This is a genomic window from Bradyrhizobium canariense (assembly GCF_019402665.1).
Classification (GTDB): Bacteria; Pseudomonadota; Alphaproteobacteria; order Rhizobiales; family Xanthobacteraceae; genus Bradyrhizobium; species Bradyrhizobium canariense.
Genome location: NZ_VSST01000068.1, coordinates 1 through 23,088 on the forward strand (window position 1 = coordinate 1; position 23,088 = coordinate 23,088).

General features: G+C 58.1%; 21 protein-coding genes and 3 pseudogenes. 9 read left to right on the forward strand and 15 right to left on the reverse strand.

The window, feature by feature from the left end; all coding sequences use genetic code 11:
• Nucleotides 1-129: 129 nt before the first annotated feature.
• The 5 genes from FXB41_RS32040 to FXB41_RS32060 all read right to left on the reverse strand — a co-directional run bounded on the left by FXB41_RS32040 (nt 130) and on the right by FXB41_RS32060 (nt 7,950).
• Nucleotides 130-1,485: a site-specific DNA-methyltransferase gene (locus tag FXB41_RS32040; protein ID WP_219684614.1), complete on the reverse strand. Its 1,356-nt coding sequence runs from the start codon at nt 1,483-1,485 to the stop codon at nt 130-132.
• Nucleotides 1,486-1,561: 76 nt separating this feature from the next.
• The gene (locus FXB41_RS32045) at nt 1,562-2,011 is read right to left on the reverse strand and encodes a hypothetical protein (RefSeq protein ID WP_219684615.1); all 450 of its coding nucleotides are present in this window, start codon (nt 2,009-2,011) and stop codon (nt 1,562-1,564) included.
• A 15-nt stretch (nt 2,012-2,026) separates the two neighbouring features.
• The gene (locus tag FXB41_RS32050; RefSeq protein WP_219684616.1) at nt 2,027-2,545 is read right to left on the reverse strand and encodes a DUF5681 domain-containing protein; all 519 of its coding nucleotides are present in this window, start codon (nt 2,543-2,545) and stop codon (nt 2,027-2,029) included.
• Nucleotides 2,526-3,059, reverse strand: coding sequence for a hypothetical protein (locus FXB41_RS32055; RefSeq protein WP_219684617.1), 534 nt, complete (start codon nt 3,057-3,059; stop codon nt 2,526-2,528). Before FXB41_RS32055 ends, FXB41_RS32050 begins: the two co-directional genes overlap by 20 nt.
• Nucleotides 3,060-7,767: 4,708 nt before the next feature.
• Nucleotides 7,768-7,950, reverse strand: coding sequence for a hypothetical protein (locus FXB41_RS32060; RefSeq protein ID WP_219684618.1), 183 nt, complete (start codon nt 7,948-7,950; stop codon nt 7,768-7,770).
• Nucleotides 7,951-8,275: 325 nt separating this feature from the next.
• Here FXB41_RS32060 and FXB41_RS32065 point away from each other — a divergent pair, with 325 nt between their 5' ends.
• Nucleotides 8,276-8,515: a hypothetical protein gene (locus FXB41_RS32065; protein WP_035993372.1), complete on the forward strand. Its 240-nt coding sequence runs from the start codon at nt 8,276-8,278 to the stop codon at nt 8,513-8,515.
• Nucleotides 8,516-8,671: 156 nt separating this feature from the next.
• On the opposite strand, the gene FXB41_RS32070 is transcribed toward FXB41_RS32065, so the two are convergent.
• A complete protein-coding gene (locus tag FXB41_RS32070) occupies nt 8,672-8,845 on the reverse strand; it encodes a hypothetical protein (RefSeq protein WP_219684619.1) in 174 nt (57 codons plus the stop codon).
• 528 nt (nt 8,846-9,373) lie between these two features.
• Between FXB41_RS32070 and FXB41_RS32075 the strand changes: the two genes are divergently transcribed.
• On the forward strand, nt 9,374-9,622 hold the full coding sequence (locus FXB41_RS32075) for a PilZ domain-containing protein (RefSeq protein WP_007595438.1): 249 nt from the start codon (nt 9,374-9,376) through the stop codon (nt 9,620-9,622).
• 450 nt (nt 9,623-10,072) lie between these two features.
• Here the strand turns inward: FXB41_RS32075 and FXB41_RS32080 are convergent, their stop codons facing one another.
• Nucleotides 10,073-10,342 carry a hypothetical protein gene (locus FXB41_RS32080; protein WP_007595436.1) on the reverse strand — a complete coding sequence of 90 codons (270 nt, stop codon included), beginning with the start codon at nt 10,340-10,342 and terminating at the stop codon, nt 10,073-10,075.
• Between the two features lie 292 nt (nt 10,343-10,634).
• Between FXB41_RS32080 and FXB41_RS32085 the strand changes: the two genes are divergently transcribed.
• Together FXB41_RS32085 and FXB41_RS32090 are read left to right on the forward strand one after the other, a co-directional pair.
• Nucleotides 10,635-10,826 carry a CsbD family protein gene (locus tag FXB41_RS32085; protein WP_007595434.1) on the forward strand — a complete coding sequence of 64 codons (192 nt, stop codon included), beginning with the start codon at nt 10,635-10,637 and terminating at the stop codon, nt 10,824-10,826.
• Between the two features lie 723 nt (nt 10,827-11,549).
• A complete protein-coding gene (locus FXB41_RS32090) occupies nt 11,550-11,762 on the forward strand; it encodes a hypothetical protein (protein ID WP_007595430.1) in 213 nt (70 codons plus the stop codon).
• 181 nt (nt 11,763-11,943) lie between these two features.
• On the opposite strand, the gene FXB41_RS32095 is transcribed toward FXB41_RS32090, so the two are convergent.
• The 3 genes and pseudogenes from FXB41_RS32095 to FXB41_RS41170 form a co-directional block, all read right to left on the reverse strand.
• Nucleotides 11,944-12,120 carry a hypothetical protein gene (locus FXB41_RS32095; RefSeq protein ID WP_007595429.1) on the reverse strand — a complete coding sequence of 59 codons (177 nt, stop codon included), beginning with the start codon at nt 12,118-12,120 and terminating at the stop codon, nt 11,944-11,946.
• 198 nt (nt 12,121-12,318) lie between these two features.
• Nucleotides 12,319-12,408 (reverse strand): annotated as a pseudogene (locus FXB41_RS32100) (SOS response-associated peptidase); the annotation flags it as partial.
• Nucleotides 12,409-12,437: 29 nt separating this feature from the next.
• The gene (locus FXB41_RS41170) at nt 12,438-12,647 is read right to left on the reverse strand and encodes a hypothetical protein (protein ID WP_007595423.1); all 210 of its coding nucleotides are present in this window, start codon (nt 12,645-12,647) and stop codon (nt 12,438-12,440) included.
• Between the two features lie 907 nt (nt 12,648-13,554).
• Here FXB41_RS41170 and FXB41_RS32105 point away from each other — a divergent pair.
• Both FXB41_RS32105 and FXB41_RS32110 read left to right on the forward strand, forming a co-directional pair.
• The gene (locus tag FXB41_RS32105) at nt 13,555-14,460 is read left to right on the forward strand and encodes a hypothetical protein (protein WP_219684620.1); all 906 of its coding nucleotides are present in this window, start codon (nt 13,555-13,557) and stop codon (nt 14,458-14,460) included.
• Between the two features lie 2,336 nt (nt 14,461-16,796).
• On the forward strand, nt 16,797-17,036 hold the full coding sequence (locus tag FXB41_RS32110) for a hypothetical protein (RefSeq protein ID WP_246649391.1): 240 nt from the start codon (nt 16,797-16,799) through the stop codon (nt 17,034-17,036).
• Between the two features lie 401 nt (nt 17,037-17,437).
• On the opposite strand, the pseudogene FXB41_RS32115 reads toward FXB41_RS32110, so the two are convergent.
• Nucleotides 17,438-18,202: pseudogene (locus FXB41_RS32115) on the reverse strand (IS5 family transposase).
• Nucleotides 18,203-18,415: 213 nt separating this feature from the next.
• A complete protein-coding gene (locus FXB41_RS32120) occupies nt 18,416-18,616 on the reverse strand; it encodes a DUF6494 family protein (RefSeq protein ID WP_007595394.1) in 201 nt (66 codons plus the stop codon).
• Nucleotides 18,617-18,962: 346 nt separating this feature from the next.
• Here FXB41_RS32120 and FXB41_RS32125 point away from each other — a divergent pair, with 346 nt between their 5' ends.
• Nucleotides 18,963-19,760, forward strand: coding sequence for an alpha/beta fold hydrolase (locus FXB41_RS32125; protein WP_219684621.1), 798 nt, complete (start codon nt 18,963-18,965; stop codon nt 19,758-19,760).
• A 484-nt stretch (nt 19,761-20,244) separates the two neighbouring features.
• On the opposite strand, the gene FXB41_RS32130 is transcribed toward FXB41_RS32125, so the two are convergent.
• Complete coding sequence (locus FXB41_RS32130; RefSeq protein ID WP_007595390.1) at nt 20,245-20,652, reverse strand: hypothetical protein; 408 nt, start codon at nt 20,650-20,652, stop codon at nt 20,245-20,247.
• 585 nt (nt 20,653-21,237) lie between these two features.
• Here FXB41_RS32130 and FXB41_RS32135 point away from each other — a divergent pair.
• Together FXB41_RS32135 and FXB41_RS32140 are read left to right on the forward strand one after the other, a co-directional pair.
• Entirely contained in the window at nt 21,238-21,507 is a 270-nt protein-coding gene (locus FXB41_RS32135) for an antibiotic biosynthesis monooxygenase (RefSeq protein ID WP_007595388.1), read from the forward strand.
• Between the two features lie 243 nt (nt 21,508-21,750).
• Complete coding sequence (locus FXB41_RS32140; protein WP_245285917.1) at nt 21,751-22,182, forward strand: hypothetical protein; 432 nt, start codon at nt 21,751-21,753, stop codon at nt 22,180-22,182.
• Between the two features lie 170 nt (nt 22,183-22,352).
• On the opposite strand, the gene FXB41_RS32145 is transcribed toward FXB41_RS32140, so the two are convergent.
• Complete coding sequence (locus tag FXB41_RS32145) at nt 22,353-22,583, reverse strand: hypothetical protein (RefSeq protein WP_007595374.1); 231 nt, start codon at nt 22,581-22,583, stop codon at nt 22,353-22,355.
• 139 nt (nt 22,584-22,722) lie between these two features.
• Nucleotides 22,723-23,088, reverse strand: a pseudogene (locus tag FXB41_RS41175) (hypothetical protein); the annotation flags it as partial.

Below are 23,088 nucleotides of genomic sequence, written 5' to 3' on the forward strand. Positions count from 1 at the left end.
GCAATCCCCGGAATCCGCATGCGGCGGTCGAAGCCGGCCTGTTCGGCTGGGTGACCGCGCGCATTCTCTAGGTCAGATCCAGAAGGCCGGCCGGTCCCGCGCGGAGACCAGCCAGGCGCACGCCGGCCCCTATTCGGCCGCCTCGCTGAAGCAAGGCTCGTCGCCTTGACGCCGCGCCGCAACCGCCTCGAAGGGCTCGCCGGTGGCCTCCAGGACCGCACCTAGTCCGCAGACGGCCTGAAGTCGGCGCAGCGTAACATCGCAGTAGCGCGGATCGATTTCGATGCCGTATCCGATGCGGCCGGTGCGCTCTGCCGCGATCAGCGTTGTGCCCGAGCCGAGAAAGGGATCGAGGATAAGGCCCTTCCTGCGCGAGCAGTCCCCGATTGCGTCCTCGACCATAGCGACAGGTTTGACGGTCGGATGCAGCTGCAGGTCCGCGCGACCCGCGCCGAACGAGCTGACGCCGTCATAATTCCATACGTTGGTCCGGTAGCGCCCGAAGCGACCGAGATCGATATTGTTGATATGCGGCGCTGTGCCCGATTTGAACACGCAGACGAGTTCGTGCTGCGACCGGTAGAAAGAGCCCATGCCTGCATTGTTCTTGGCCCAAACGCAGAGGTTTTTCAGCTCGCTGTAGACACCGTCAGCGGCCGCTAGCATGTGTTGCACATGTCGCCAATCGATGCACTGGAAGTGGATCGCGCCGTTGATGGAATGGCTCGTGAGGTTGCGGAAGACCGAGGCGAGGAAGGCCGTGAACTCGGCATCCGACATTTCGCCGGAAGCCATGGCGAACTCCGGGTGAACGACCTCGCCGTTGCCGGAAACATGACCTGCGATTGGCACGTTGTAGGGCGGGTCGGAGAACACCATCTGGGCTTTCTCACCATCGAGAAGGCGCCGATAAGTCTGTTCCTGAGTCGAATCCCCGCAGATCAGCCGATGCTGACCGATGCACCAGACGTCTCCAACTTGGCTGATGGCGGGGCCGGAGGCGGGCTCGCTCGGCTGATCAGCTGCATCGGTGCTTGTCTTCGTGTCCTGTGCTACCGCCTCGATCAGCAGGTCGATCTCGGGGATCTCGAAGCCGGTGATCGTCATGTCGAGATCAATATCGATCTCCGAGAGATATTGCAGCTCGAGGCCCAGCAGGCGCTTGTCCCAGCCGGCGTTCTCGGCAAGCTTATTGTCCGCAATCACATAAGCGCGGACCTCAGCCTCACTCATGTCGGCGAGCCGGAGCGTCGGGACCTGGGCCATGCCGATCAGCTTGGCCGCGGCCAGCCGGCCGTGGCCGGCGATGACGCCGTTGTCCTGGTCGACCAGGACCGGGTTCGTAAAGCCGAATTGCCGGATGGCTTTGGCGATCTGCTCGACTTGCTTTTTGGAATGGGTGCGCGGGTTGGTGACGCGGGGAGTGAGGGATCCCGTGTCCTTGTAGACGATGGCCAGTTGGTGTCGTTCCGATCGGTCTTCCATTTGAAGCTCCTTGTTGGGTTTAAACAAGGAGGGTCTATCGGTCCGCCGAGCCGGGCTCATTCAGAATAAATCGGGGCTATTTTCGTGAACCAACCTCGTTCAGGAAGGCTCTTACGCTCAGTGAGAGGCACCAGCGCTGTATGACGTTTTCGGCCACTCGCTCATGCGCCGGTTTGTGGAGACGTCCCTTGACTGTCTTGGTTTCGCTGGCCCGCTTACGCTCTGTATGTTCGGCTTGTCGCTCCTCTTCAAGCCTCCAGCAATAGTCAGCCTTGGCCAGCCAGAGGCGCGCTTGTTGGTCTGTATTGCGTGGTGGGCGGCCGCGCTTGCCCTTCAGCGCGCCGCGCAAACCCTTTATGAGGATCGGCCGCAACCAAACAGGTATCGGATGGTCAAGGTTTGCCTCGATCAGGCGGGCAAGTTGCTCAGGAGTGGGCTCTCGTCCCTGTTGCAGCTGCAGCTCCCAATATCGGAACGAGGTCTCATCGAAGCGATCATAGAGCGTTGGTTGGTTCGGCTCAGTCATAATCGATGCCGTGGTTCAGGGCTGGGGGTTATACTTGCGATGGAAGGCAAGAAGGGCAGCACCGTAGACGCTCGCTTTGCCGCTGACTGCTTTCTGGAACTCTTCGGCCTCCAAGTCGATTGCGGCCCCGCCGGGCATGGGAGCATCTTTGGTTCGTGCCTGCTCTTGGGCGATGAATTCCTCGAACGAGCACCGTGCGGGCACCAGCAGAATGCCGCCCTCTGGCCGCTCTGATCGTCCTGCTAAAACATGCGACCGCAGCTCATCGACAAGGCGGATCGCCGTGGGCTTTCCATCTGCGGCCTGCGCCCTAAGAACCTGCAAGGCAATTTCAAGCCGCGACAGGCGCTGTCGTTTGCCGCCGATCGAGATGCTTTCCCCGCGCAGAGCAAATTTGCGGGTTATGGCATCCAAGCTGACCCCACCGCGGGGGCGGCCACGGGGATTGCCTGATGTGCCCTTCGCAAAGCGCTTGATCGCTGGTGGCGGTACTCGCCCCGGTGCGGAGGCGCCCCTAAAAGACGTCTTTGCCATCAGACCTCGCCCTTTTTAGAGCCTCCTCCTTGAGTGCTGCGAGCTTTGCGCATTCCTCGTCATACTCGGCACGATAGGCCCCGTAGACGTCCTCGTCCCATGGCGGCAGCCCAACCTCGCGGATCAGAAGCGCCGCGAGCTCCAGCGGGACCCCTTCGGGCGCTTCAACGACAACGCCCGCCGCTGCAAGGGCCGAAGCCTCGAGCAGGCCTGCGCCACGACAATACTGCAGGAATTTCTTAATAGCCCCGATCTCGCCCTTGAGGACGCGCTTGAAGAGGCCATGCAGGGTGGCCTCATGAAGGTGCATCTTGGTTTTCTTGCCCTTGCTTTTGACCTGCAGGGGCTCATCAAGCAGAGCAGCAATATCGGGAGCAGGACGTGTTGCGGCTCGTCGCCCGACTCGCTCAGGCTGCCTCTCTGCACCAAAGCGGGTCTCGAGAGGTGGCTTCTTGTAGCCGACCTTGTAAGTCGTAGCTTCGAGGCCGTGTTCGGCCTTGGTCCTGTCAGGCACGATCTTGCTCCAGCGTCAGCGCCGCAGACCACGACCTCATCCTGAGCTGAAACGTCCCAGAACAAAGCATGCCGCGACGCGGTTGATCACCACGTTCCGCATTCTGTTGTATCTGCCGGGGTTTCTGGGCACGGCGGTCGGCTTTCGACCGGACCGCTGACGCGTTTTTAGAAGCGAATTTTTCGGTCGTCAAACATAAACAAGCCCTGCAGCCCTGAAGGTTAATGCGTGTGGCTCTTCCCTGAGCCGAAGGTCGACTTGCCGCGACCCAAGAGCGAATTCCCGCAAGCTCCGGCGTGGAAACGGTCAGAATCCAGCAAGCATTTCAACGCGCTTTGTGCTTGGGCCAGCGGTTTAGCCCCCGTATTTGACAGATTTGCCCTGTTTTTTCCCGCGCCCCAGCGCACTGCGAACTTCGTCGCGACGCGGCACCCGGAATTGTACGGTCATTGCACATCTGGGATCTTTGGCATGCAGATAGATTATGACGATCCATTTTCGGACGAGGACGCATGAGTGTCAAAGAAGCGCCGAGTGCTGACTGTGTTGTTCCCCGCACCGGCGGGCCCGGTGCTTAGATACCAACCCCTCCAACCCCATGCGGCAGCCGCCCGATATAGGTGAGGCCCGAGCCCGCCGCTCGACTAGCGCGGCCGTGCAGAGAGATAGCTCGCCGCGCTGATTAAATATTAAGAAATAAATCAGATTAAATGAATTAAATAATGGACGAGATTTAAATTTGGATTAGGATGCGAATGCTTGGCGCCGGACGCACGCGTCAAGGACCTCCTTGGAAGCGGCCCCATCATCCTGCCCCCTGCTCACGCCGTCCAAAGGATGTAGGGGCCGCTTCTTTGGCAAATTGGGAGGGGAATCATGCAGTTCCTGTCATTGGGTGATTTGTTTTTCATCTCCGCGGCAACGGGTACGCTCCTATTGGTCGAGGTCGGAGTTTTGATCATTGTGGGCGTGATCTGAGCCGGACGCCTTCCGGTCAATGCTCCCATCGTCGCGGGCGTGCGCCTGGTGCGTGCCTCGAGTGGGCGGACAACCATCGACGTCATGCCTGCGGTCGCGAATGATAACGCAGGCACCTGGCCTCTACTACCGTTTCCGGATCGCTGGTACGCCACCTGTTGATCTGTGATGCGGCTCGGTCCTGCGGTGCTTAGCACGTCGCAGGCACGAGCGTTTTTCCAAATTCGGTCATTGCGCGGCTGCCGCTTGCTGTCGTTGGTGGTGAAGGCCTGTGCCTGACGTGTATGCCACCAAGGCTAAGTTGTATGCTTGCCAAAGCGTATGCCGGTCGAGATCCGGGAAACACTTCAACACGAGTGGTTCAACGTCAGCGGCTTGATATGCATCCAGGCATTGAAGAATGACGCAGCTGACGTCGGCGATGCTGTGGTGTTGCATTTTCATTGCTCCCGGTTATGGACATCAGCTGGTTCGGGGCCGCGGTCTCTTGGTCTGTTGCCAGGACGACAGGTGCAGCCACAAGCTGAAGCGACCGCCGGCAGACATTGATCGATGGCCCGATCACCGTAGGCGGGGCGCCTCGCTCGCGCGCAGGGTTTGCGGCAAGCGCGACGCCCTTGTCAGAGGCGGTCGCGACCCGACGATGATGCGCGGACATTGAGCTCTGATGAACCGCCCGGTCCATTAGTTTGGTGGAGTTGTTGGAGTCGCCTGTCGAGTTCTTGTTTTTTGGCAACGATCCTCGCGGCGAGAATCTGATCGACATCCGTGTAGAGAGCCCACAACTCATCGAGGGACATCTGCTCAAATTGCGGTTGGTAATCACGAATGTCCACAGTCCGGCCCCCGGCTGGGGCGGGTAGCAGCGAAGTCAGTCTTGAAAGCCCGGACCCTTACGCTGATCAGATGATCGCGTTGCTGGCCGGGCCGACCGCGCTGCCCTCATAAACCGCCTTCCCAGCTCTAGTTTCGCGTGTCGCACCGACGATTCTGCGCTCGGCCTTGGCTACTCGGTCTCTAAGGGTCTCAAGTTCGGATACTTGAGACGCGAGTGCCTCACAATGTTGGTGCAGAGCGAAATGACAACCATCCAGTCGCGCACGAGCGTCCATTGCACGCCCCTCTATGGTACTGCCCCAGAAGACGTGGCCCGCAATTGGGACCACCGCGAGACTAGTCAAATTGACCCATCAGGTCTGTTCGCTTTCGCACATTCGCTGTATGCTTTCCCTCCGCGGATCGCCACGCGTCGAGTTGCTGCGAGGGGCAAGCAAGATATTGCTGCTGGCCTGCCGCTCGGGCCTCACGGTTTTCGAATTCGCAAAATGGACGACTTCCAGGCGACTGCCGCCGCAGACAAGGCCGGGCCTTGGATCTCGCGATCGCACAAAACACCGCCAGCCCGTCTACGGCCCCGGCACCGCCGCGATCTGCGCGCGTTAGCTTGGATCAGCCGGATGTAGTATCCCGCGCCAAGGAAAATCGGCAGATCGCGCGTTTCGGCCGATGACGACGATATCTCTGCTTGGCCTTGGCTACCTAATCTCGAAAGGTCCCGCGGTTCGACAGCTGGAAGCGAGCGCCGCGAAACGCTGGCGCGGGGAAGCGGAGGAGCGTGGATCTCAACACGGGGCTGTCTCCGGCGCGGGATATCGGCTCGCGCGGCTCTTTGCCATCGGGCGGTTGATCGTTTCGCAGGAGGTTAGTTTCAGGGCATCTGCTGAGCATTGCGAATACCGGCCGATCTGCGCGGCTTTCATGCGGTGGTTCTCCCTCTTTCTGGTAGCAGTACTTCGATTGCGTAAGGCGCGAGCCGGATGTCGGTCTCGCTCTCCGGCTGGTGATCCACGGGGTTTCTTCTCTCTTGAGAGAGCAAACTTGGCCGCTAGGCGTCTGAACAATGAACGCTTTGCGACTTGCATAGCTGCGCGAAGGCAGCCTTCGCCTCGTTAGTGCCAAAACAACATGCATTCCTTTGTCTTGCTTCTCGACTCACCAGTCTGCCTCGCCTTGACGAGCGATGCGGGAAGACTCAGCCCTCAGCCGCTCTATTTCGAGCCGGAGCAGCGCTTACGATTAGACAAGTGCGTGATTTTGGTCTTCTTCACGAAAATCCAATTAAATGGCAAGTGATGTCCGGCGATTCAGGAGCGCATCGCGTCGATAGCGTGTGCGATTAAAATGCCCACGCTCAAAATAACTAGAAAAATGAGCAACCAGGTACTCACGTCCACCTCCTGTCTTGGAAGTGAACCTTCCTGTTTATGCACAGTCAAAGGCATCACGTAGGGAACCGCAATTTCAGCGGCCGCTGAGGATTCATTGCCACACGGCGAGCTATCGTCGGAACGCCAGAAAAAGGAGTGTGCCGACGACGGCGGTCGCGAGAAGTGGAAACCAAATGTCCAGCACTTCGGGAACTCCGACTCACTGCGTCGGATTAAATGCGAGCTGCGCCGTCAATTCTTCTGGTTTTCACTATTCTCCACAGCTCAAACAGAAGTGGCCGCAACTCGAGACGAATATTTGCGGTATTATGTTCGTGGTTTGGCGTCGTCAGTATTCGGAGCGGTTCGATCTCGCGTGTTCGTGTAGCTAGCCGGCCTCACGTGCAGATCCATTTCTGGTCAGCAGTTCCAGGATTAACGCATCTCGGTAGCATCAAGCCTAACGAGTGACATTCGTTGCCAACTTGCCGAGACGGAATATCGTCGCGTCGATCGGGCATTTTTGTTCCCGAACCACCAGTTAGCGGGGGTTGCCTGAAAACGGGTTCGATTTCCATGATTCGATATTCGTCGTATGGAAATTCGAACTATCGTGCACCAGCCGCGCAGTTCTCCTATCCCAGCGCGCGAGCGATATCGTCGGGTCGATTTCCTGCGGCGGCCAGAGCGATCAGCCGCTGATGATCTTCCGGCGTCCACCTTCTCACCAGTGGGTAGCGTGACTGTTCCATCGCGCCAGCGGCCCCCAGCCTGTTGCACGCCTATGCCTGCCTATACAGTTCGCAGATTCGCGCCCAACAAGCGAGGTGGGCTGCTGGTCGGCGATCGGCCAGAATGAAAGTGCTGCTGCTGGTCGCGGAGCGAGGCGCGCCGGTGATGTTCGCCCGGCTAGGGTCATGTGCCTGTGAGGGGAAAGCGCCCTGGAGCGCAGGGGGGCTTCAGGAGCGCCCCAGGGCCGCCCACTCCATGCCGGCGACGGCGTAAGGCCGACATGATCGCCTACGGCGTTGCCCAAGGCACCGCCTATCGAAATGCCACTGCCTTAATCGTCATGATGGTGGTGATGGTGGTGATGCTCATGCGAGCTGCCCCCGCCAGACCGCGCAATGGCGTTAGACGTCAGCGATGTTGATAGCAGGAGCGTCATCGCTGGAGGCGTCACGACGGCAAACCTACCGCAGGTCTTTAAGAACTCGCGGCGATCCTCGTCTTCTGTGGCGCTTGGCATGCTGAGCTCCGGTTGGTGGCGTGCGGATATTAAGCCGAACGAAATTTAAAGCAATTAAACAAATTAAGTTCCTTTTATTATTTAAAGGCCGCGAGCCGGCCTCAGGTCAGGTGGGTGTGTCCGCTACCGGACAGACCGGCCGTTGGTTGTATGTTGCCGCCCGACGTCAAGAACTCGCGATTGAATACAAGGCCCTTGCTAAATCATCCGCTATTTCCACCGAACGAGCAATTTGGTTGAAGAGCGTCGCAAGGACCCTCACCGGATTAGCTAATCAATTGGACCGGCTTGCCTCTCTGACGAGAGACGAAGGCGTCACGTACGAGCCGCCGATGATCGCCCCGGGGCCGAGCCGGAAGACGGCCAACGTCTTTAGGATGTCCGCGTCGGCGACGATGCAGCCGAAAGCCACGCCTTCGAGCGCGCCAAGAAGATCGTCAGGAGCGATGGTGCACATTGGGAGACGCAAGACCTCAGACAAGAATTCGCAAGACAGCTCGGCAAAGCAGCAGATGGGGAGTGTCCACGTTGCGCTCAACATGGAACAGCCCGGGCAGTGCATCCGAAATTCAATACCTCCTATTGTTCGCCCTACGCTCAGTTCCAGAATTAACTTGCAACACGAACATCAAGCTTAATTCCAGACCGTGATTGCTGCCGCGCGCTAGAGGACTAGGTTTGCGCACAGGGACATTGTCCTTGTCCGCTCCACCCCAGCGAAGTCGCCGCACCATTATATTCGGTGCAGCGACTTCGACGCTGGACAGTCGCGCGAGCTTCACTTGAGAGAGCAGCCGGACCACGAAACGCTTGATCTCATCGAGATGCGTCGTCGACTTACGGCGCTCCGGTCGAAACACTCGGACAATCTTTTAATTACTTCGCTGTTGAACCGCTTTTTCGTGAAAGTCGCATTTCTGCTGAAGCCAACAGACCTGGCGCACGAGCAATATCTCAAATCCGAATTCGAACGAACGTTGACAAAGGTCAAAGAGATTGCTGCACGGACGAAATCTGACTGAAGGCCGCACCAACGCGTGGCTCTGGACCCGATTGGCCGGGTATCCGCCACTTCTCTATCGGATCAGCCAGTAGCGGTTGTCGGCTTTGGGCACCGGTGTCTGAACAATAATCTCCGCATTCGTCTTCGTCCTCCCTTAAAAAATCGGGTGCTGCTGCTATTCCCGGGGCTTGTCGGCAATCTCTCGCACAGCCAAGCTCAGCTCCAGCTCTCTGAGCTGCTCAATCAGAAGTTCTACGATCTGGTCGTAGTCAGACGCCGTCAGCGAATGCACGCCTCGCAAGGCCAGTTGGTTCTGGAGGATCATCGCCATCATGGCTTTAACGCTCATGGGCCCTCTCGTCGGGAAACAAGATCGTCATAAAAACAATCAGAAGTAGACGTCAAAGCTTTCGGATGCGCAACGTCCGTAAGAGTACGGACAACGTAAGGCGGCAAATCCCTTTGGCGCCGCACAAACGGTAGAATGTGTCGCGTGTGCGCCTTCAGACTAATCCGTTGGCAAAGGAGGCGTCGGGCTGCTGGGACTCCACCGGATCAAGTGTAACGTTTTCGCAGGTAAGGCCAGGTAGGATGGAGCTTTACTCGCCGACAGGCCAGCCACGAGATTGCTAATGACTTCGGATTGCAATGATGAACTAGCGGCTATCGCTCGAGCAATCGCAACCAAGCAGCTTTATATCGAAAGTCAAACCATCTTGATCCAGGTGCTCGAGCGTGACGGACACGACATGCTTGAGCAAAGAAAAGCTCTCGGTAAGGAACGATCAGACCTAGCAACACAGATCGCGCGACAATTTAAGCTGCTAGAGACAAGGTGCACATCGGGCGCAGATGATCTCGTTGCGGCTATAATGAAATGATAGAACGTCGAAAGCTGGAGCGCATCGATGTGGACGAGGTCGCCTACATTTCAGGCGACGGCGCCAGCTTACGCTGCCGCGTGGTCAACATGTCGGAAGAAGGGGCATCAGTTGAGCTTCCGTCGAAGCGGCACGTGGCCTCCACATTCAAACTAATGCTCGAGACAGATCGCATCATCCGAAGTTGCCGCCTAGTCTGGTCGAGTGGAAATCTTATCGGGGTCTCGTTCGAGGATGATCTTTAGGCGGAGAAGAGTCAGTTAGCTCTGCCCTACAATGGAATTCGCGGTTGTTTCGCTGGCATGGATGGGCGATGTCAAACAATAGACCGGAAAATCCGTTCGTGGTCCCCCGAGGAAGAAGCGCAACTTCTTGCGCTATTCGACAGTGGCATGACTGCACGCGGGATCGGCCAGTGGCTAGGCCGCACTCGCCTTGCGGTTTACAGTCGATTGCAACGCTTCCATAAGCAGCAGGGTCGAGTAAGCCGCACTAGCGGACGTGTCTTCGCACAGCGGGCCGGTTAGTCATCCAAATGCCGCATGGATGTGATGTAGAGGCAACCGCCAACCAATTTGTCGAGCCCTCTGCGGGAGGCGAATACACGATCTGAAATAGCGCGGCATCTGCAAACAAAAAGGTCGCGCCCACCGGGCGCGATCTTTCTCGAAGTTCGCCAGAATTCGATCAGGAATTCATTGCTTCTCTTTGATAACGGTCGTGCTGCTGGTGCTGCTACCAACGGTGCCTTCGTCGCAGACTTTGGTCTGCTTGATGCGGTCTTCAGCTTCGACGCGGCTCTTAAAGGCCATCGGACCGATCTGCGTCACGACTTCCTTGTCCGCCGGGCGCGTGGTGGTAATCGTACAGTTGTGGCTAGGTCCTTGCACGACGTAGAACTCGTCAGCAAGTGCTGGAGCAGCCCATCCGACGATGAGCGCGCCAGCAAGAAGGGATGCTTTCATTGTCACCTCTCTGTTGAAGTACTGCCCAATAGAGGACGAACGGATAAACAGAAATCCACCGTGCTACTGGGCGCATGGTTAGATTACCGCTTCTCCGGTTCTGTAACTCACCCGAGATTTCGAGGTTCCACGAGTTCTGGTGCAAACACAGGTCAGCACCAGGTCGAATTTAGATTTGGAGCGCACACGGGTGCCTGATGCGAAAATCCAAGGTGAACAGGGCTACTCGGAACGCTGAACTTGCTCGCGCGTTGTGCGTCATCGAAAGACCTAAAGATTGAAGGAGCGCGTTATGGATCGCGAGCACGTGAAAGGCGTCGCCGATAAGGCCAAGGGCACGATTAAGGAAGGTGCTGGCAAGCTGAGTGGCGACAAGGACCTCCAAAGACAAGGTAGGGCCGACAAGGCCAAGGGCGCCGTGCACAACGCCGCCGGTGACGTTAAGGATGCCGCGCGGGATGCAGCAGACGCCATGAAGAAGTGACTTCCCTTATGTGGGGACTAACACTCGCCGCTTCTTCTGGGCGACGGTTTTGTTTGCGCTATCGAGGAACCGCGCGCCTCTGTGCAGCGGCTTTATCTTCCTTTCCTACCTCTCGCATCACGACCTTGAGCACATGAGCAACGGCTCTTGCAGCGCCTTCGCCTCGTCCATGGGGCGGCGCACCTAACGCCGGTTAAGGGATTGGTTACCGGTCACTGTCACCATTTACATACAGTCGCATTATGCGGCAGCGCATTCTGAGAGCAGTCTATTACTTCGACACGCCCGGTTGGCGGTCTCTTTCAGGAGACGCCCCAATGCTTAAGGGCTTCACGGTCTTCGTTGTTGCGCTGATCAGTACAGCGCAAGTGGATCAATACCTAACCCACGGTCGGTACACCGACGCGGCCATGGCTATGCTGCGGCAGATCGGTCGCGCGTTTGGATTTTAAATAGTTCTTTTGCGACGGAGACCCGTCATGGACGGCATCTCATGTGCCGATCTCCAAAGGGATGAACAACGCGCAATTGCGATATTGGGAGCCGGTCTTCCATTGAATGTGCAGCCCCCTTGCTCTCCTGGCGTTAGGTCGACTCGGGTCTGATCATAGGGTCTCATTTGACGGCTGCTGCACACAATTTGCGAAGAGATGCCGTTTTGAAGTTTTGAAGCGTGTTGCTGGGTAAGCGGTTCGGCGCCGGTCGATCACGACAGGGGGTGGGATGCCAAACGCAATCGAGCTGATTGTGGACGGTTACGTTCGCTTGAACAATCGGAGGGCTCTGGATGATCTCCGCACGCAGCGCCGGAAACTGGCCGTGGACCTAAAGGCACGTACAGGTTTTGATTTCCGGACGACCGTCCAGCAGATCGAGGAGGATATCGCCGTGATCGAGGCTGGGCTGGCGCGGTTGGATGGCGCGGCGGCGAGCTAAGCTGCCAAAGCAGTTCGCGGTTCAAGCCGCCCGATTAGCTTCTTTCTCGGTCCCGCGCATAACGATCTTGAGCACATCATCCGGCAACGGGTCATTGCAGCGCCTTCGCCTACTCCCATGTCGGCGTGGCATCCAGCCATCTGCTACAGGTCAACATCGTCTCGACGCGTTTTACTGGTGCTTAGTAAGGCAATAGTTCGGACGCTTTTGTCCCGGCCAGGCTGTGGAAATTCTTGCAATGACCTATGGCTGTACGGGTGACATGGCGCTCAGCCGAAGGTGTGTAAGACCACAGCATAGTGGTTGCAACAATGAGGAAGGCAACGGCCACGATTGCAGATGAGATCAGACGCTTCATGGGAAACCTCCGGTTTCCGATTGAAGGTTCGTCCGACAGTTCGATTAAAGGTTCAATGGAAAAAAGCCAAAATCTCGGCCCGTTCATGGAGTTCCGTTTGAGACGTAAGGGCGGCCCCCCGTGCTAGGCGGCATGCCCACCCGCAATCGTGACTATCTCGCACCCTGCACCTTCGAAAAGCCCGATCCGAATGGTTCGGAAACACCCCGGCATCGGTGCGAAGTTGCCGACATAGCGGTTGACGACGCGGAACAGCGCGATAATGGCGGCTTGGTTGCTGGTGATCAAACGCGCAAACGAGAACACCCGCTCGCCACCTACTCGACGTCGATCATTCGCTCCTTGGTGATCCGCAGGCTGCGGACGTAATAGCCTTGTGCCTGAACGGCTGACTTGATTTCGTCGCTGACCTTGAGAACTCGTTTCCTGCTCTTCCGCCACTTATGTGCAGAGTAAAGCACGGGCACGGGAGAGCCTGAACTTAGAACGAGCAAGAAGCGCCTGTCATTGCGATAGACATCATACATTTCGCCCCCGCGATCATGTTGAAGTAAGCATGTCTGGTCGTCTCCACAGCTTAGTATCGCGAATGGCTGCGCGGGTTGTAAATCTGCAACGTCCGGGATTTCTTCAGCAACGTTCCAGATTGGGAACGAACTTGGTGCAAGCTCGGCAGCTTCCGCGTAGGCGGTTCATGAGCGCGAGCGCAATCCAGCCTCCTCGGTAGCATCAAGCTTAACGAGTGACATTCGTTGCCAACTTGCCGAGACGGAATATCGTCGCGTCGATCGGGCATTTTTGTTCCCGAACCATCAGTTAGCGGGGGTTGCCTGAAAACGGGTTCGATTTCCATGATTCGATATTCGTCGTATGGAAGTTCGAACTATCGTGCACCAGCCGCGCAGTTCTCCTATCGCGCCCGCTGGAAGCCGAGTACCGTCAGCTCATCGAGTTACGAAAGCGGGTCAGACAGGCCGAAGCCGCGGCCTCAAAGCGGTTTACGATCGCGACAAGGAAAAGAACTCGCCGCAACGAAGATGAGTCCGCTGGCAGGCATCTGCTCGATGCGCGCGGCGGAGTTCGTGGCGTGCAGCGCCAGGGTTGTAACCACTAAAGTCAGGTCGTCGAGAGTGGTCGAGATGCCTTGGTGGCGGGCTTGGGGGAGAAGCGTGCAGTCGGGGGGACTACGACCGTTTTGAATGGGCCCGCGAACCGCGAGGGCCAGCTCCGTCGGATGGCCGGGCGATGCGCCGCCGTCCGTCTTTCCCGAAGATCCTCGACGGATTAGAGGCCTGTGCGCTGTCGCCGAAAATCCGCCCTCCGGTTTTCATCTTGTGGCCTTGCTTTGGTCAAACCGGCGTTGGGGAGTGTGGACTTGCCCGATTTAATGCCCGGCCTCGGTCCGGATGACATCGGGTGCGATGGGGAACGCCGATGCATTCGCCGATTAGACCGATATATCCCGGCTCACAAATTCATAGTCCCGCGCTCTCACCGGAAGACGTCGAGCTTGTTGCGCGCGCGGATGAACGGCTCGTCCACGCCTATGATCAGATCGCACGTGCAGATGAACAGCTGGCGCGTGTCAATGAACAGCTTGCCAAGCTAGATCAGGATGGCACGCGCCATCCTTCTCAGCCGAAGAATTCCGCGAAATGGTTTCGACCACCTGACCGCGGGGCGAGCTCAGCGCGCGGAAGGCCGGCACTGCGCGGCCTGATCGGTCTGCTGTTGGCAAGCGGCATCTGTTTAGCTGCTCTTGCTGCGCAGTCATCTTACGGCGATGCGGTCAGAGCAATGATGTATCGGTGGTCCGCGCATGCCGTTTCACCTTCGTCGTTGCCGCAAGAAAGAGCCGAGATCTCCTCGGCTCTGCCTACCACTCAGACGAGTGCAACCTATGTGGCACTTCAGCAACCGGGGCCGCTGACTACACCGCACGATGCGATCCAGGCAGCCGCTGGCCCCAGTTCGCCGGAGCTAGCGCTCCAGGGATTGTCGGGCGACCTTACGAACCCGCAGCAAGCGATCGAGCAGCTCAAGGCCAGCCAAGATCAAATCGTCCGCGACCTTGGCCAGCTCTCCGACCAGCTTACGGCGGTCCAGGCACAAATGGTGCGAGACAGAGCGGATGCCGGCGAACAGCTCAGAATGGTCCAAGAACGATTGGCCGGCATCACCACTAACGCTTCCGAGCAGATCCTACGCCCCAAGACGCCGGTGCCGTTGCCCAGGCCAGTTGCCGCCACGATCCGCAAACCTGTGCCAACCGTTCGGCGGGCGCAAGACAGGGGGCGGCCACACGCGCCGCTGCAGACCGACCAGGCCGTGCAGGACTAGGGATTAACTGTTTTCCAACGCGTCTGATCGCTGCGAGACCTCGATGCGGAGGGCAGAGGGCGCTGTTGCTTGCTCCGCAGCTGTCGCCATCGCGCGGCTTGCTGCCCATAGTTCACTCGCAACCGGGAGGGAGATAATCGTCCCAATGTGGGGGATGGCGACCGGCGCCTTTTGGCGCTCTCCTTCCCTGTTAGATTGGGGCGGGAGCGCGACTGGCGTTCCCATCACCGGAGCTCTCCGCGGACGCTCAGATGGCACGCTCCTTGCCAATCAGTCGGACCAGTGATTTTCGTTGCGAGGAGACGTCTAGCAATGGGACCAAAAATTCGAATCTTCAAAGGCCCAAAGCCCAATCTGGCACATGTTACCCGCAATCTGATGCAACTACTCGACGCGCTCGAGGATCTTGAGGAGCTGAGAGAGAAGGTCCGGCTAGCAGAAGCAACCCGAGTGTTACATTAAAGCGGCCACCTCCGTCAGACCTGCTGACTAATCTGCCAATGGCACCTTGAATCGGCAATAGTAGCTCGCGCGGTTTTGCGTTTTGCGTGCGACCAATCGAGGGCTCGCGTGCGGTCCAGCACTATGCGGCAGAACCAGCCATGGCGCAGAGGAACCGGGCTCGGGGATCATGGTTAACGGTTTGGCAAAGGAGATCGTCCAATGCCCCATGCCGCCCCTTTGGTGCTCGCCGCCATCGTCGCCAACTCAGCTCTTCTGGTCCTCGCGCCAGGAGGCCCGCAAATTCTGGGTCGGCGGGTGCGGGCACGGGGACAAGCGCGAGCAGCGCCAACGCTGGTCCCTCGGCGCCTGCCGGAATGGGGACGAATGCGGGTAGCGCCGGCGCTGGTCCCTCAGCGCCTGCCGGAATGGGGACGAAAGACACCGCCACCGGCGCAAATCCGAGCACCAACAATCAATTGAACAATCCGAACGTTGAACCCGCCACCCCGACAAAGTCGCGGACGGCCGCACAGGCCGCAAGAAATGCCGGGGTTGGCCACGCGCAAAATGGCCTGCCGATCGGGGCCGTTGGAACGGGTACAAGCAACGAGGACCAGATGATCATCGGCCCCTTACCCGCCCGAAACGCATCAGCCCCGGCAGCACAGGCCAAAGGAAACATCAATGGTGGTCACGCGACAAATGGTCTTCCAGTCGGAACGTTTGGAAAGGGCCCCAGTCTTTCGGACCAGGTGAGCCGGCCGCGCGCCGCGCGAGCTGGCGATAAAGTGCTGGACGCCAAAGCGCAGGTCGAGCGACGAACGACCGTTTCGCCCAAGCGCGTTCCCGGCATCACAAAGCAGGGTTTGTAGCTGCGAGCGACGCGGCGAGCAGACTTGCGACCGAGATCCGGTGGGGGGTGGCAGGGGCTGGCGCCGCAACTCGCCTGCCAGAAGCCGGACAATTGAATCATTCAATATCGCGCCATTTAACTCAAGTCACGGCTACCTGATTTGACCCGCGATTGAACCGGTCCTGCCGCGGCGCGCGGTCGACGCACAGCAGCTTGGTGCCGTAGACCTGATGCGCCGAGGGGGCTTTGACGTCGTGGTCCGTTGATCGTGGCGGATTCCGGCGAATGCGAACAACGGCCGAACCACACGACACCTTGATCCTGGTCGGCTTGCGCGTCGCCTCTCAACTCACGTGGCCCCTATCATGGTTCCGTCCGAAGCGCCGCTTAATGGCTTGGACAAACGGAAACACGAGGACGCGCGCAACTCTTCCCGCACCGAAGCAATAACGCGCTGGCGACGGACCGTCCTATTGATCGGTGCCGGGGACGGAGGCCCTCCGACCGTCTCGGAGGGGAGCGCGGCCTTCGCGCGGGCACGACAGCCATCACAAAGAAAATGTTGATCAGCAGCCATACCCCGAAAATGAGCAGGATAGTACGCACAAGGAAGCGAGCATAAACCGGAGCCCGTCGCGAGGAGCCACCTTTGCGCAGCCGGGCGAAAACGGCCTCGACATCCACCTCACTGGGACGCCGACACCATCGGATCCCAGCGCATCTAGGGACACAAAGAATCAGTCGAGGCCTGGTCCGGTGCAAAACTCGGGTCTGTGCGGTTTCAGACCTTGATGTACCTTTGATGGCACCCTGGGTGGACCTGCGGCAAGGTCGGAATGACGAGGCCTCGCGCCGCGACCACCGGCCCGTCCATCCAAAGTTGGTCCCACGCGCGACCGTGGCTATGCACCGCACGGTGAATACGCGGCTAACTAACAATTAGGAGAACCAATATATTGTTTCCGTGGTTGAATCATCCGTCATCCCGGAAAGCAAGGTTACTGTTTGCGTCGAGGATGGGTTTAGAACCTGAGCCAAGATGATGAAGGACCTCAGGCGACGATTGGAAAAGCTCCGCGCGGACGCCAGAGACTTTGCTCTTATGAGTCAGTCGGCGACGGATGCCGAAAAGCGCGCGCTCTTTCAACGCTTGGCGGATGAACTCGCCTTCGAAGCTCTCGAGCTTGAGGTCATCGTAAAACAACAAGGGCACTCGGATTCCAGCGAGCAGCACGAGGTCGTGGAATTTAAGCCATCCGCTCAGAAGAAGCGCGGCTGATGCGGAAAGAGGCTGGGCGGTCGGCTTGTCTTCCTTATCCGTCCCGCGCCCTGAACGATTTTGAGCATAGCTTCCGCCAATGGCCGCTAAGGCACCTTCGCCTCATCCCATTGCGCGTGGATCCAGACGTCGCGCGGTTCATCAGCTCGGTCAGCTCGACCCGCGGGGCCGGCACGTCCCAGCGGCGTCCTCGCTCAAGCATTTGAGCGCAAGTCGCAGCATCCGGAGCTGCACCTCGCTCAGATCGTGCAAGGTGACGATCGGCATCGCAGCCGCCCAGCAGCTCGGTCTCGGCGAGGTACCAGCGCCCAGCCGGACACCAACCCGTCGCGCGGCATCGACGACAAGGGGAAGAACGAAACCGCACATCGCGATGTTGCATCGGACCGCCTTGGCAAGAACTAGGACGCGGACTCATAAAGACGCAGCCATAGCCTGATCGACGCGAGCTGAACGAAGGCAAGGTAGTTGGCGGCCAGCCTGTCGTACCGCGTCGCCACCCGACGACATTGTTTGATCCGGTTGAAGAACCGCTCAACCCGGTTGCGGGCGCGGTAGAGATATGGGCTGAAGCAGATCGGATCGCTGCGATTGCTCTTCGGCGGGATGTTGGCCCACGCGCGCCCTTCTTCATGGCAAGCTCCCTGATCCAGTCCGCGTCATAGCCACTGGTCCGCAAGCAACATTGACCCGGATTTCAGACGAGACAGCAGTTTTCCGGCAAGTCGAACGTCATTGGTCTCACCGGGGCTCAGCGCCAACCGTACCGGCAGACCATTGCTGTCGACCACCGCATGGATTTTGCTCGTCAAACCGCCGCGGGACCTTCCCATCGATTGGCGCTGGTTCCTTGCGATGCAGGCTCCATGCTGATGTACGCGGACAATGGAGGTGTCGATCATCTGGGTAGCGGCATCATGGGCAGTGGCAAGCGCTTCTATGATGCGGCCCCAGACGCCAGCCCGCCGCCGCCTGACGAAGCGGTTGTAGCAAGTGGTGTATGGCCCAAACGCCGCCGGCAGATCACGCCAGGGTGCTCCTGATCGAAGGATCCAGAAGATGCCATTCAGGACCCGTCTGTCGTTCGCCCGGGGGACGCCACGCGGCTTGTTCGGCAGCATCGGCTTGATGGCGGTCCATTCGTAGTCAGCGAGTTCGTAGCGCATGATTCGAGCTCCAGTTCGGGAGTTTGAATCACGGCCATCCGGCCAAACGAAACGCTCATGGGCAGACACTGGTACGGCGCTTTTGGACAGGAACGGACATCAACCATCCCGCACTCTGTGCCAAGAAAATGACCCAAAGCAGTCGTTGCCGGAAATCAACAGGATTGAATGCTCCACCAACAGGACGGCAATGCCGGGGCAGCCGGGACATCGTCAGAGTGCGATTGTTTCCTCGACTACATGTTTCAGCGCCGTCCCCTCAGCCGACAGGGTCATTCGCAGTTTGAGCTTGCCACCTTTCACCGCGCCGCTGCGCACTAGGTTCTCAATTTCACGCTGCGATGTAACTCCGACATGCTTCAGAAATTTACGGATAGCCATATTGAAGCGGTCTTCATCGAACTCGGCGGTCATGGCTGTTCTCCCTGGTCGGTCAGGCGATGTCTAACACGAGGCGAGCAAAGACCCAACATCGAGGCCCAACTCGCGTCACCGCCGACTTCCTCCTCAACCTGATTGCCTACAACGTCGGCCCGGAGCTGAAGACTACACCCGAGGCGGCGCAAGGTCGGCCGTTTGAGGTGGACCGGGCACGGCTGGCGCTGTCGCCGACCGCCGCTTGTGACCCATGGCGGAAGTCAGTGACCGGTCAAAAAAATATTCCTTCGAAGGCCGCTGAGGTCATCTTCCACTTGTTCGGTTTTTGCAATTACACTGTTGCACTCGTATGGTACCCAATTTTTTTGCACGGAGAGATTTCATGACCTTGTCAGACGTCACCCGCCGCAGATTGATCGGCAGTCTCGCGGCCGGAGTAAGCGCGGTCTCGGTAACTTCATCAAGCATCAGCAGCGCACGTGCTCAATCCGCGCAAAAGACGTTTGTTCTTATTGGCGGAGCCTTTTACGGAGCTTGGTGTTGGCATCGCGTCACCGAGAGGCTCGAAAAGCAGGGCCACAAAGTCTATGCGCTTACGCTTACGGGATTGGCAGAACGCTCGCATCTCCTCAGCAGAGACATAAATCTCGACACGCACATCACGGACATCGCAAATCTCGTCGAATGGGAAGACCTCACAGACATTTGCCTCGTTGCCCATTCGTATGCCGGATGTCCCGCATCGGGCGCGCTTGAGCGCGTCGGAAACCGTGTGTCATCTATCGTCTGGGTTGATGCAATAAAGCCCGCCGACGGGGAGTCATTCCGAGACTTGGTCTCCTTCCCGATAGAGGAGGGTGCAATCAGCCGTCCGGCTCCCAAAGCGCTCCCCCCGACGGCCTTTAGCGACCCCAAAGACGTTGCTTGGGTTCTATCGAAGGTAACTCCTCAACCGATTGGCACATGGCTGCAACCTGTGAAGCTCTCCGGCGCACGCGAAAAGGTCGCGAAGAAAACCTACATCCGCTTACCCAAATTCCAGTTAGCCGCCTTGGACAAAGCGGCAGGGGAGTGCAAGTCCGATAATTCTTGGACCGTCCTCGAAAACGCGACGTCCGGCCACTCCGTTATGATCGCCGAGCCGGATTGGTTGACTGACGTGCTGGTGAAAGCAGCGTGAGATTGATCTGATCAGGAACGACTTCCTGGGCTGCCATAATTAAAATTGTAGCCGAGCGATCCGTCTCGCTCGGCTTGCGAGTAGCCAGTGTACGAACGACTTCCACACATGGCCCGTGACCGACCTCAGTTAGAGCGCTGCGAGGGCCGCTTCCGGGAGATGAGCCGACCCGATCATGCAAGCCGCCGAGGGCTGCCTTTGACCCAATTCAGACATCGGCCTCCCTCTCTCTCTCTCTCCCTCTCTCTCTTCATGTTGCAGTAGTCTTGAATTGAGACGCCCCGACCAATTGTCGCGGCGCTCGTCGATTTCATATCGTCCGCCAACTAGCCCTTAGACGTTTGTCTCGCGTCGGTTGGCGCAGCGACATATCTAGAGTTCGGCGCAACCAGGAAGTCACGTCAGAGGGCAAACCGACGCGATCGGTGCGCCGTCGCGTGCGCCATTCGCAACTACAATCGATTTTTTTGCGAAGAAACGAGCCTTAGGCCTTTAGGTCCGTGATCCGCATAATCGCGACCACGTTCCCATCATTGAACGCCTGCTCCTTTGTGTCCTTGTTGCAGGTCCAGACAAAATTCTTCTTGCCGGTAAAGGTCTTTTCGTCCTGCTCAAGCCGAAGCTCTCCTTCGGTGATATGGCAGACCATGGCATTCATCATCGGGGGCCCCATGGTCTTCGATCCCGGCTGCATGATGATGTCGCGCATTGAGACGGTCTTAAAACCCGGGATCAGCGATGGTGTCTCGCCATCATACTCACGCACCACCACACCTGGCCACGGAGTTGTGTCCTTGTAGCCCGTAGTTTGAGCGGCGGCGGGCTCTATCATGGCCGCCGAAGCCGCTGCCAACCCGAATGTCAATGCAGACCTTCGATCGATCTTGCTCATCGCTTTTCTCCCTAGGTTACTGCAACAAGCCGCCGCAAAAGCTGCGCGCGTGTGGAATGTGAAATCGTGGTGTGAAACCGAAAAGGGGGCGGTCTCTTAGGGTAGCGTACCTGCCGACAGCGCTAGTACTGCTCGTTCGTCCCGAACGGTGACTTCGGCACATCCCGCTTCAAGGGCAACCACATTCTACGAGAACGGACGCGCCCTAGAAATGGGTGTTTCGCCCAAGAGGCATAATGCCTCAGTTTGCTTAGGCCTGAAGTTCGGACCCGGCGTCAGCAACTTCACACTGCGACCAACTGAATACGCAAGTCAGTGTCACTGACTGGTCCTGTGGCGGGTCGCAGTAAGTGTGCGGCCACGAGGCGATGATGCTGCTCCCGCAAGACCGCCCGGAGTTAGCCCATCAGCGAAGTGGCGGCACGCCTCAGTTTTATCGGACAAAGGGCAAGCGTCCGATGGCATCAGTGCAACCCGGAAATGAAATAGCTCCAAGCAGTGGCCGGTATTATACTGGTGCTACTGGAAGTGCTGTTTCAAGCGTTCGTGGAAAGATTGCTACGACCAGTCTGGGAGGAACATCTGATGACGACTATGTTTGTTAGACACACGGTTTCCGACTACAAGACCTGGCGGAAAGTTTACGACGATTTTGCTCCTGTTCAGAAGGCGAAGGGCGTAGCAGCCGAGGCTGTCTACCGAGCAGTCGAAAATCCCAATGACATCACAGTAACTCACGAGTTTGCCACGATTGAAGCTGCGCAAGCCTTTGCGGAGAGTGCTGAATTGAAGAATGCCATGCAGAAAGCGGGAGTGGCGAAAGCTCCAACGATTTGGTTTACCAAAAAGGCGTGAAGTATCGATCCCGGCCAAGTGCCGGGATTTTTTGCTGTGGTGGTACCATGTCGCCTGTTGGCCTATTGAGACATGCCGAGGCGGTCTGACGATATCCGTTCACAGGGGTAGACCGGTAGAGAACGGCACGCGGCCAAAGTGACGCGATTGACCCTGGCTGTGTAAAAACGCAAAAGATCGAAACGCGACGAGAATGACATTCTGGCTTTGCGGGCCCGCCGACCTAGAATTGCGGCGATCAGGATGGGCGAAATGCAGTATGTTTGCGACGCGCCGAAGGGTAAGACCTGGTTCCGTATCGAGACGGAAGGTGAAGCGGTGCAAGAGTCGCGCCTGATGCGCCACACAGTCGAGAAATATTTCTGCCGCGAGCGAGAGAAGGCAGTCCAATCCTGGCGTCCGGAGCAGCCCAACGCGATCGAGCGCGACATCGGCCTCGAGGCCCATGTACAGCGAGAGATGCCGCTTTTCCTCACGTTGCGTGACAGGGAGGGTAATCCACTGGCTACAGCGATGCTGCCACCGGGTGGCAAGGATCGCGGCGGGTTCCGGATCATCATCGTTGCCGCATGCAATGCCGATCCTTATCCTGAGCAGGATGCGGCCATCGCTGCGCTAGGAGCGCATTTCGGTCTCACGCTCGATCGCCACCGCTGCTTCCCCTACGGCCGCTAAGGAGCCTGACAAGTATCGCTGCTTGGAGCGATGTCGGCTCATGGCCCGAAGGCGAAGATCGCCATCGTGTCCGGCACGTCGGCAGTCGGGGCCAGAGCGGACATCGAGAAGACGCGGGCAAAATCGACGCGAATGGCCCAACTCCGACTCCGCCGAACGATTGCGTTGATTTACGCGACGCGATCCTTGTCGGACTGTTCCTCGACTGCCGTCACGGTTTCTTCGAATCCCTTTTCGTAATTGCCCGCAAACCTTTCGATGCTGTCGGCCCACATCCTCAGAATTGAGACCTGAAAATGCATAATTGGCTTCAAGGCAATCATACCGATTTCTGTCGCTGCGGTTGTGCGCTTTTGGGCGTCGCGCGCGAAACGGCCTGAATTAGAGATGTTGTCTACCATGGCTGCTTGCTCCTTCTGCTCGGGTGATTAAGCCCAAAGCGACCTGCCAGGTTGTGCACTACGTGATGCTAACCCCTCGGCTAAAGCCTGATCTGCGGCGAGTCTCGCATGTCGGTGTCATGCAGTTCGTCCAGCTTTTTCAGGTAAGCGACCGCTGCTTCTGCAAGAGATCGAAATCATATTCGCCAGCATCGCGAAGATTGGTGACGTAGCGAAAGAGGGCGGAACGCCTGTTATCGTTCTCACTAATACCACTATGGCGCAGCAAGTAGTTCCGCCAGGCGAACGCACATGCGCCTTCTATGGCTTGAGAAGTCATGGGCACCTCCCGAAGGTCAGAGAAAGACTGATGAGCCGTTTCGTTCCGCGAAGTTCTCCGATGTAATGCTGTTCCGTAGGTGCGCCGCAAGGTGTTTCGCGAAGAGGTCAGTGCTGTGGTAGTGGCGGTGTGCACGTCATCGTGCGCTCTGTTGCGCCTAAAGCCGGCGATCTCCTTGTCGATTTT

Excerpts from the sequence above, each read along its gene's own strand:
- FXB41_RS32120 (WP_007595394.1), bottom strand. The coding sequence starts at position 18,616 with ATGACCGCCGAGTTCGATGAAGACCGCTTCAATATGGCTATCCGTAAA.
- FXB41_RS32135 (WP_007595388.1), top strand. The coding sequence starts at position 21,238 with ATGACGACTATGTTTGTTAGACACACGGTTTCCGACTACAAGACCTGG.
- FXB41_RS32060 (WP_219684618.1), bottom strand. The coding sequence starts at position 7,950 with ATGTGCACCATCGCTCCTGACGATCTTCTTGGCGCGCTCGAAGGCGTG.
- FXB41_RS32110 (WP_246649391.1), top strand. The coding sequence starts at position 16,797 with ATGATGAAGGACCTCAGGCGACGATTGGAAAAGCTCCGCGCGGACGCC.
- FXB41_RS32050 (WP_219684616.1), bottom strand. The coding sequence starts at position 2,545 with ATGGCAAAGACGTCTTTTAGGGGCGCCTCCGCACCGGGGCGAGTACCG.
- FXB41_RS41170 (WP_007595423.1), bottom strand. The coding sequence starts at position 12,647 with ATGTATGATGTCTATCGCAATGACAGGCGCTTCTTGCTCGTTCTAAGT.
- FXB41_RS32125 (WP_219684621.1), top strand. The coding sequence starts at position 18,963 with ATGACCTTGTCAGACGTCACCCGCCGCAGATTGATCGGCAGTCTCGCG.
- FXB41_RS32040 (WP_219684614.1), bottom strand. The coding sequence starts at position 1,485 with ATGGAAGACCGATCGGAACGACACCAACTGGCCATCGTCTACAAGGAC.
- FXB41_RS32045 (WP_219684615.1), bottom strand. The coding sequence starts at position 2,011 with ATGACTGAGCCGAACCAACCAACGCTCTATGATCGCTTCGATGAGACC.
- FXB41_RS32140 (WP_245285917.1), top strand. The coding sequence starts at position 21,751 with ATGGGCGAAATGCAGTATGTTTGCGACGCGCCGAAGGGTAAGACCTGG.
- FXB41_RS32075 (WP_007595438.1), top strand. The coding sequence starts at position 9,374 with ATGATAGAACGTCGAAAGCTGGAGCGCATCGATGTGGACGAGGTCGCC.
- FXB41_RS32080 (WP_007595436.1), bottom strand. The coding sequence starts at position 10,342 with ATGAAAGCATCCCTTCTTGCTGGCGCGCTCATCGTCGGATGGGCTGCT.
- FXB41_RS32095 (WP_007595429.1), bottom strand. The coding sequence starts at position 12,120 with ATGAAGCGTCTGATCTCATCTGCAATCGTGGCCGTTGCCTTCCTCATT.
- FXB41_RS32130 (WP_007595390.1), bottom strand. The coding sequence starts at position 20,652 with ATGAGCAAGATCGATCGAAGGTCTGCATTGACATTCGGGTTGGCAGCG.
- FXB41_RS32105 (WP_219684620.1), top strand. The coding sequence starts at position 13,555 with ATGCATTCGCCGATTAGACCGATATATCCCGGCTCACAAATTCATAGT.
- FXB41_RS32085 (WP_007595434.1), top strand. The coding sequence starts at position 10,635 with ATGGATCGCGAGCACGTGAAAGGCGTCGCCGATAAGGCCAAGGGCACG.
- FXB41_RS32145 (WP_007595374.1), bottom strand. The coding sequence starts at position 22,583 with ATGGTAGACAACATCTCTAATTCAGGCCGTTTCGCGCGCGACGCCCAA.
- FXB41_RS32070 (WP_219684619.1), bottom strand. The coding sequence starts at position 8,845 with ATGAGCGTTAAAGCCATGATGGCGATGATCCTCCAGAACCAACTGGCC.
- FXB41_RS32090 (WP_007595430.1), top strand. The coding sequence starts at position 11,550 with ATGCCAAACGCAATCGAGCTGATTGTGGACGGTTACGTTCGCTTGAAC.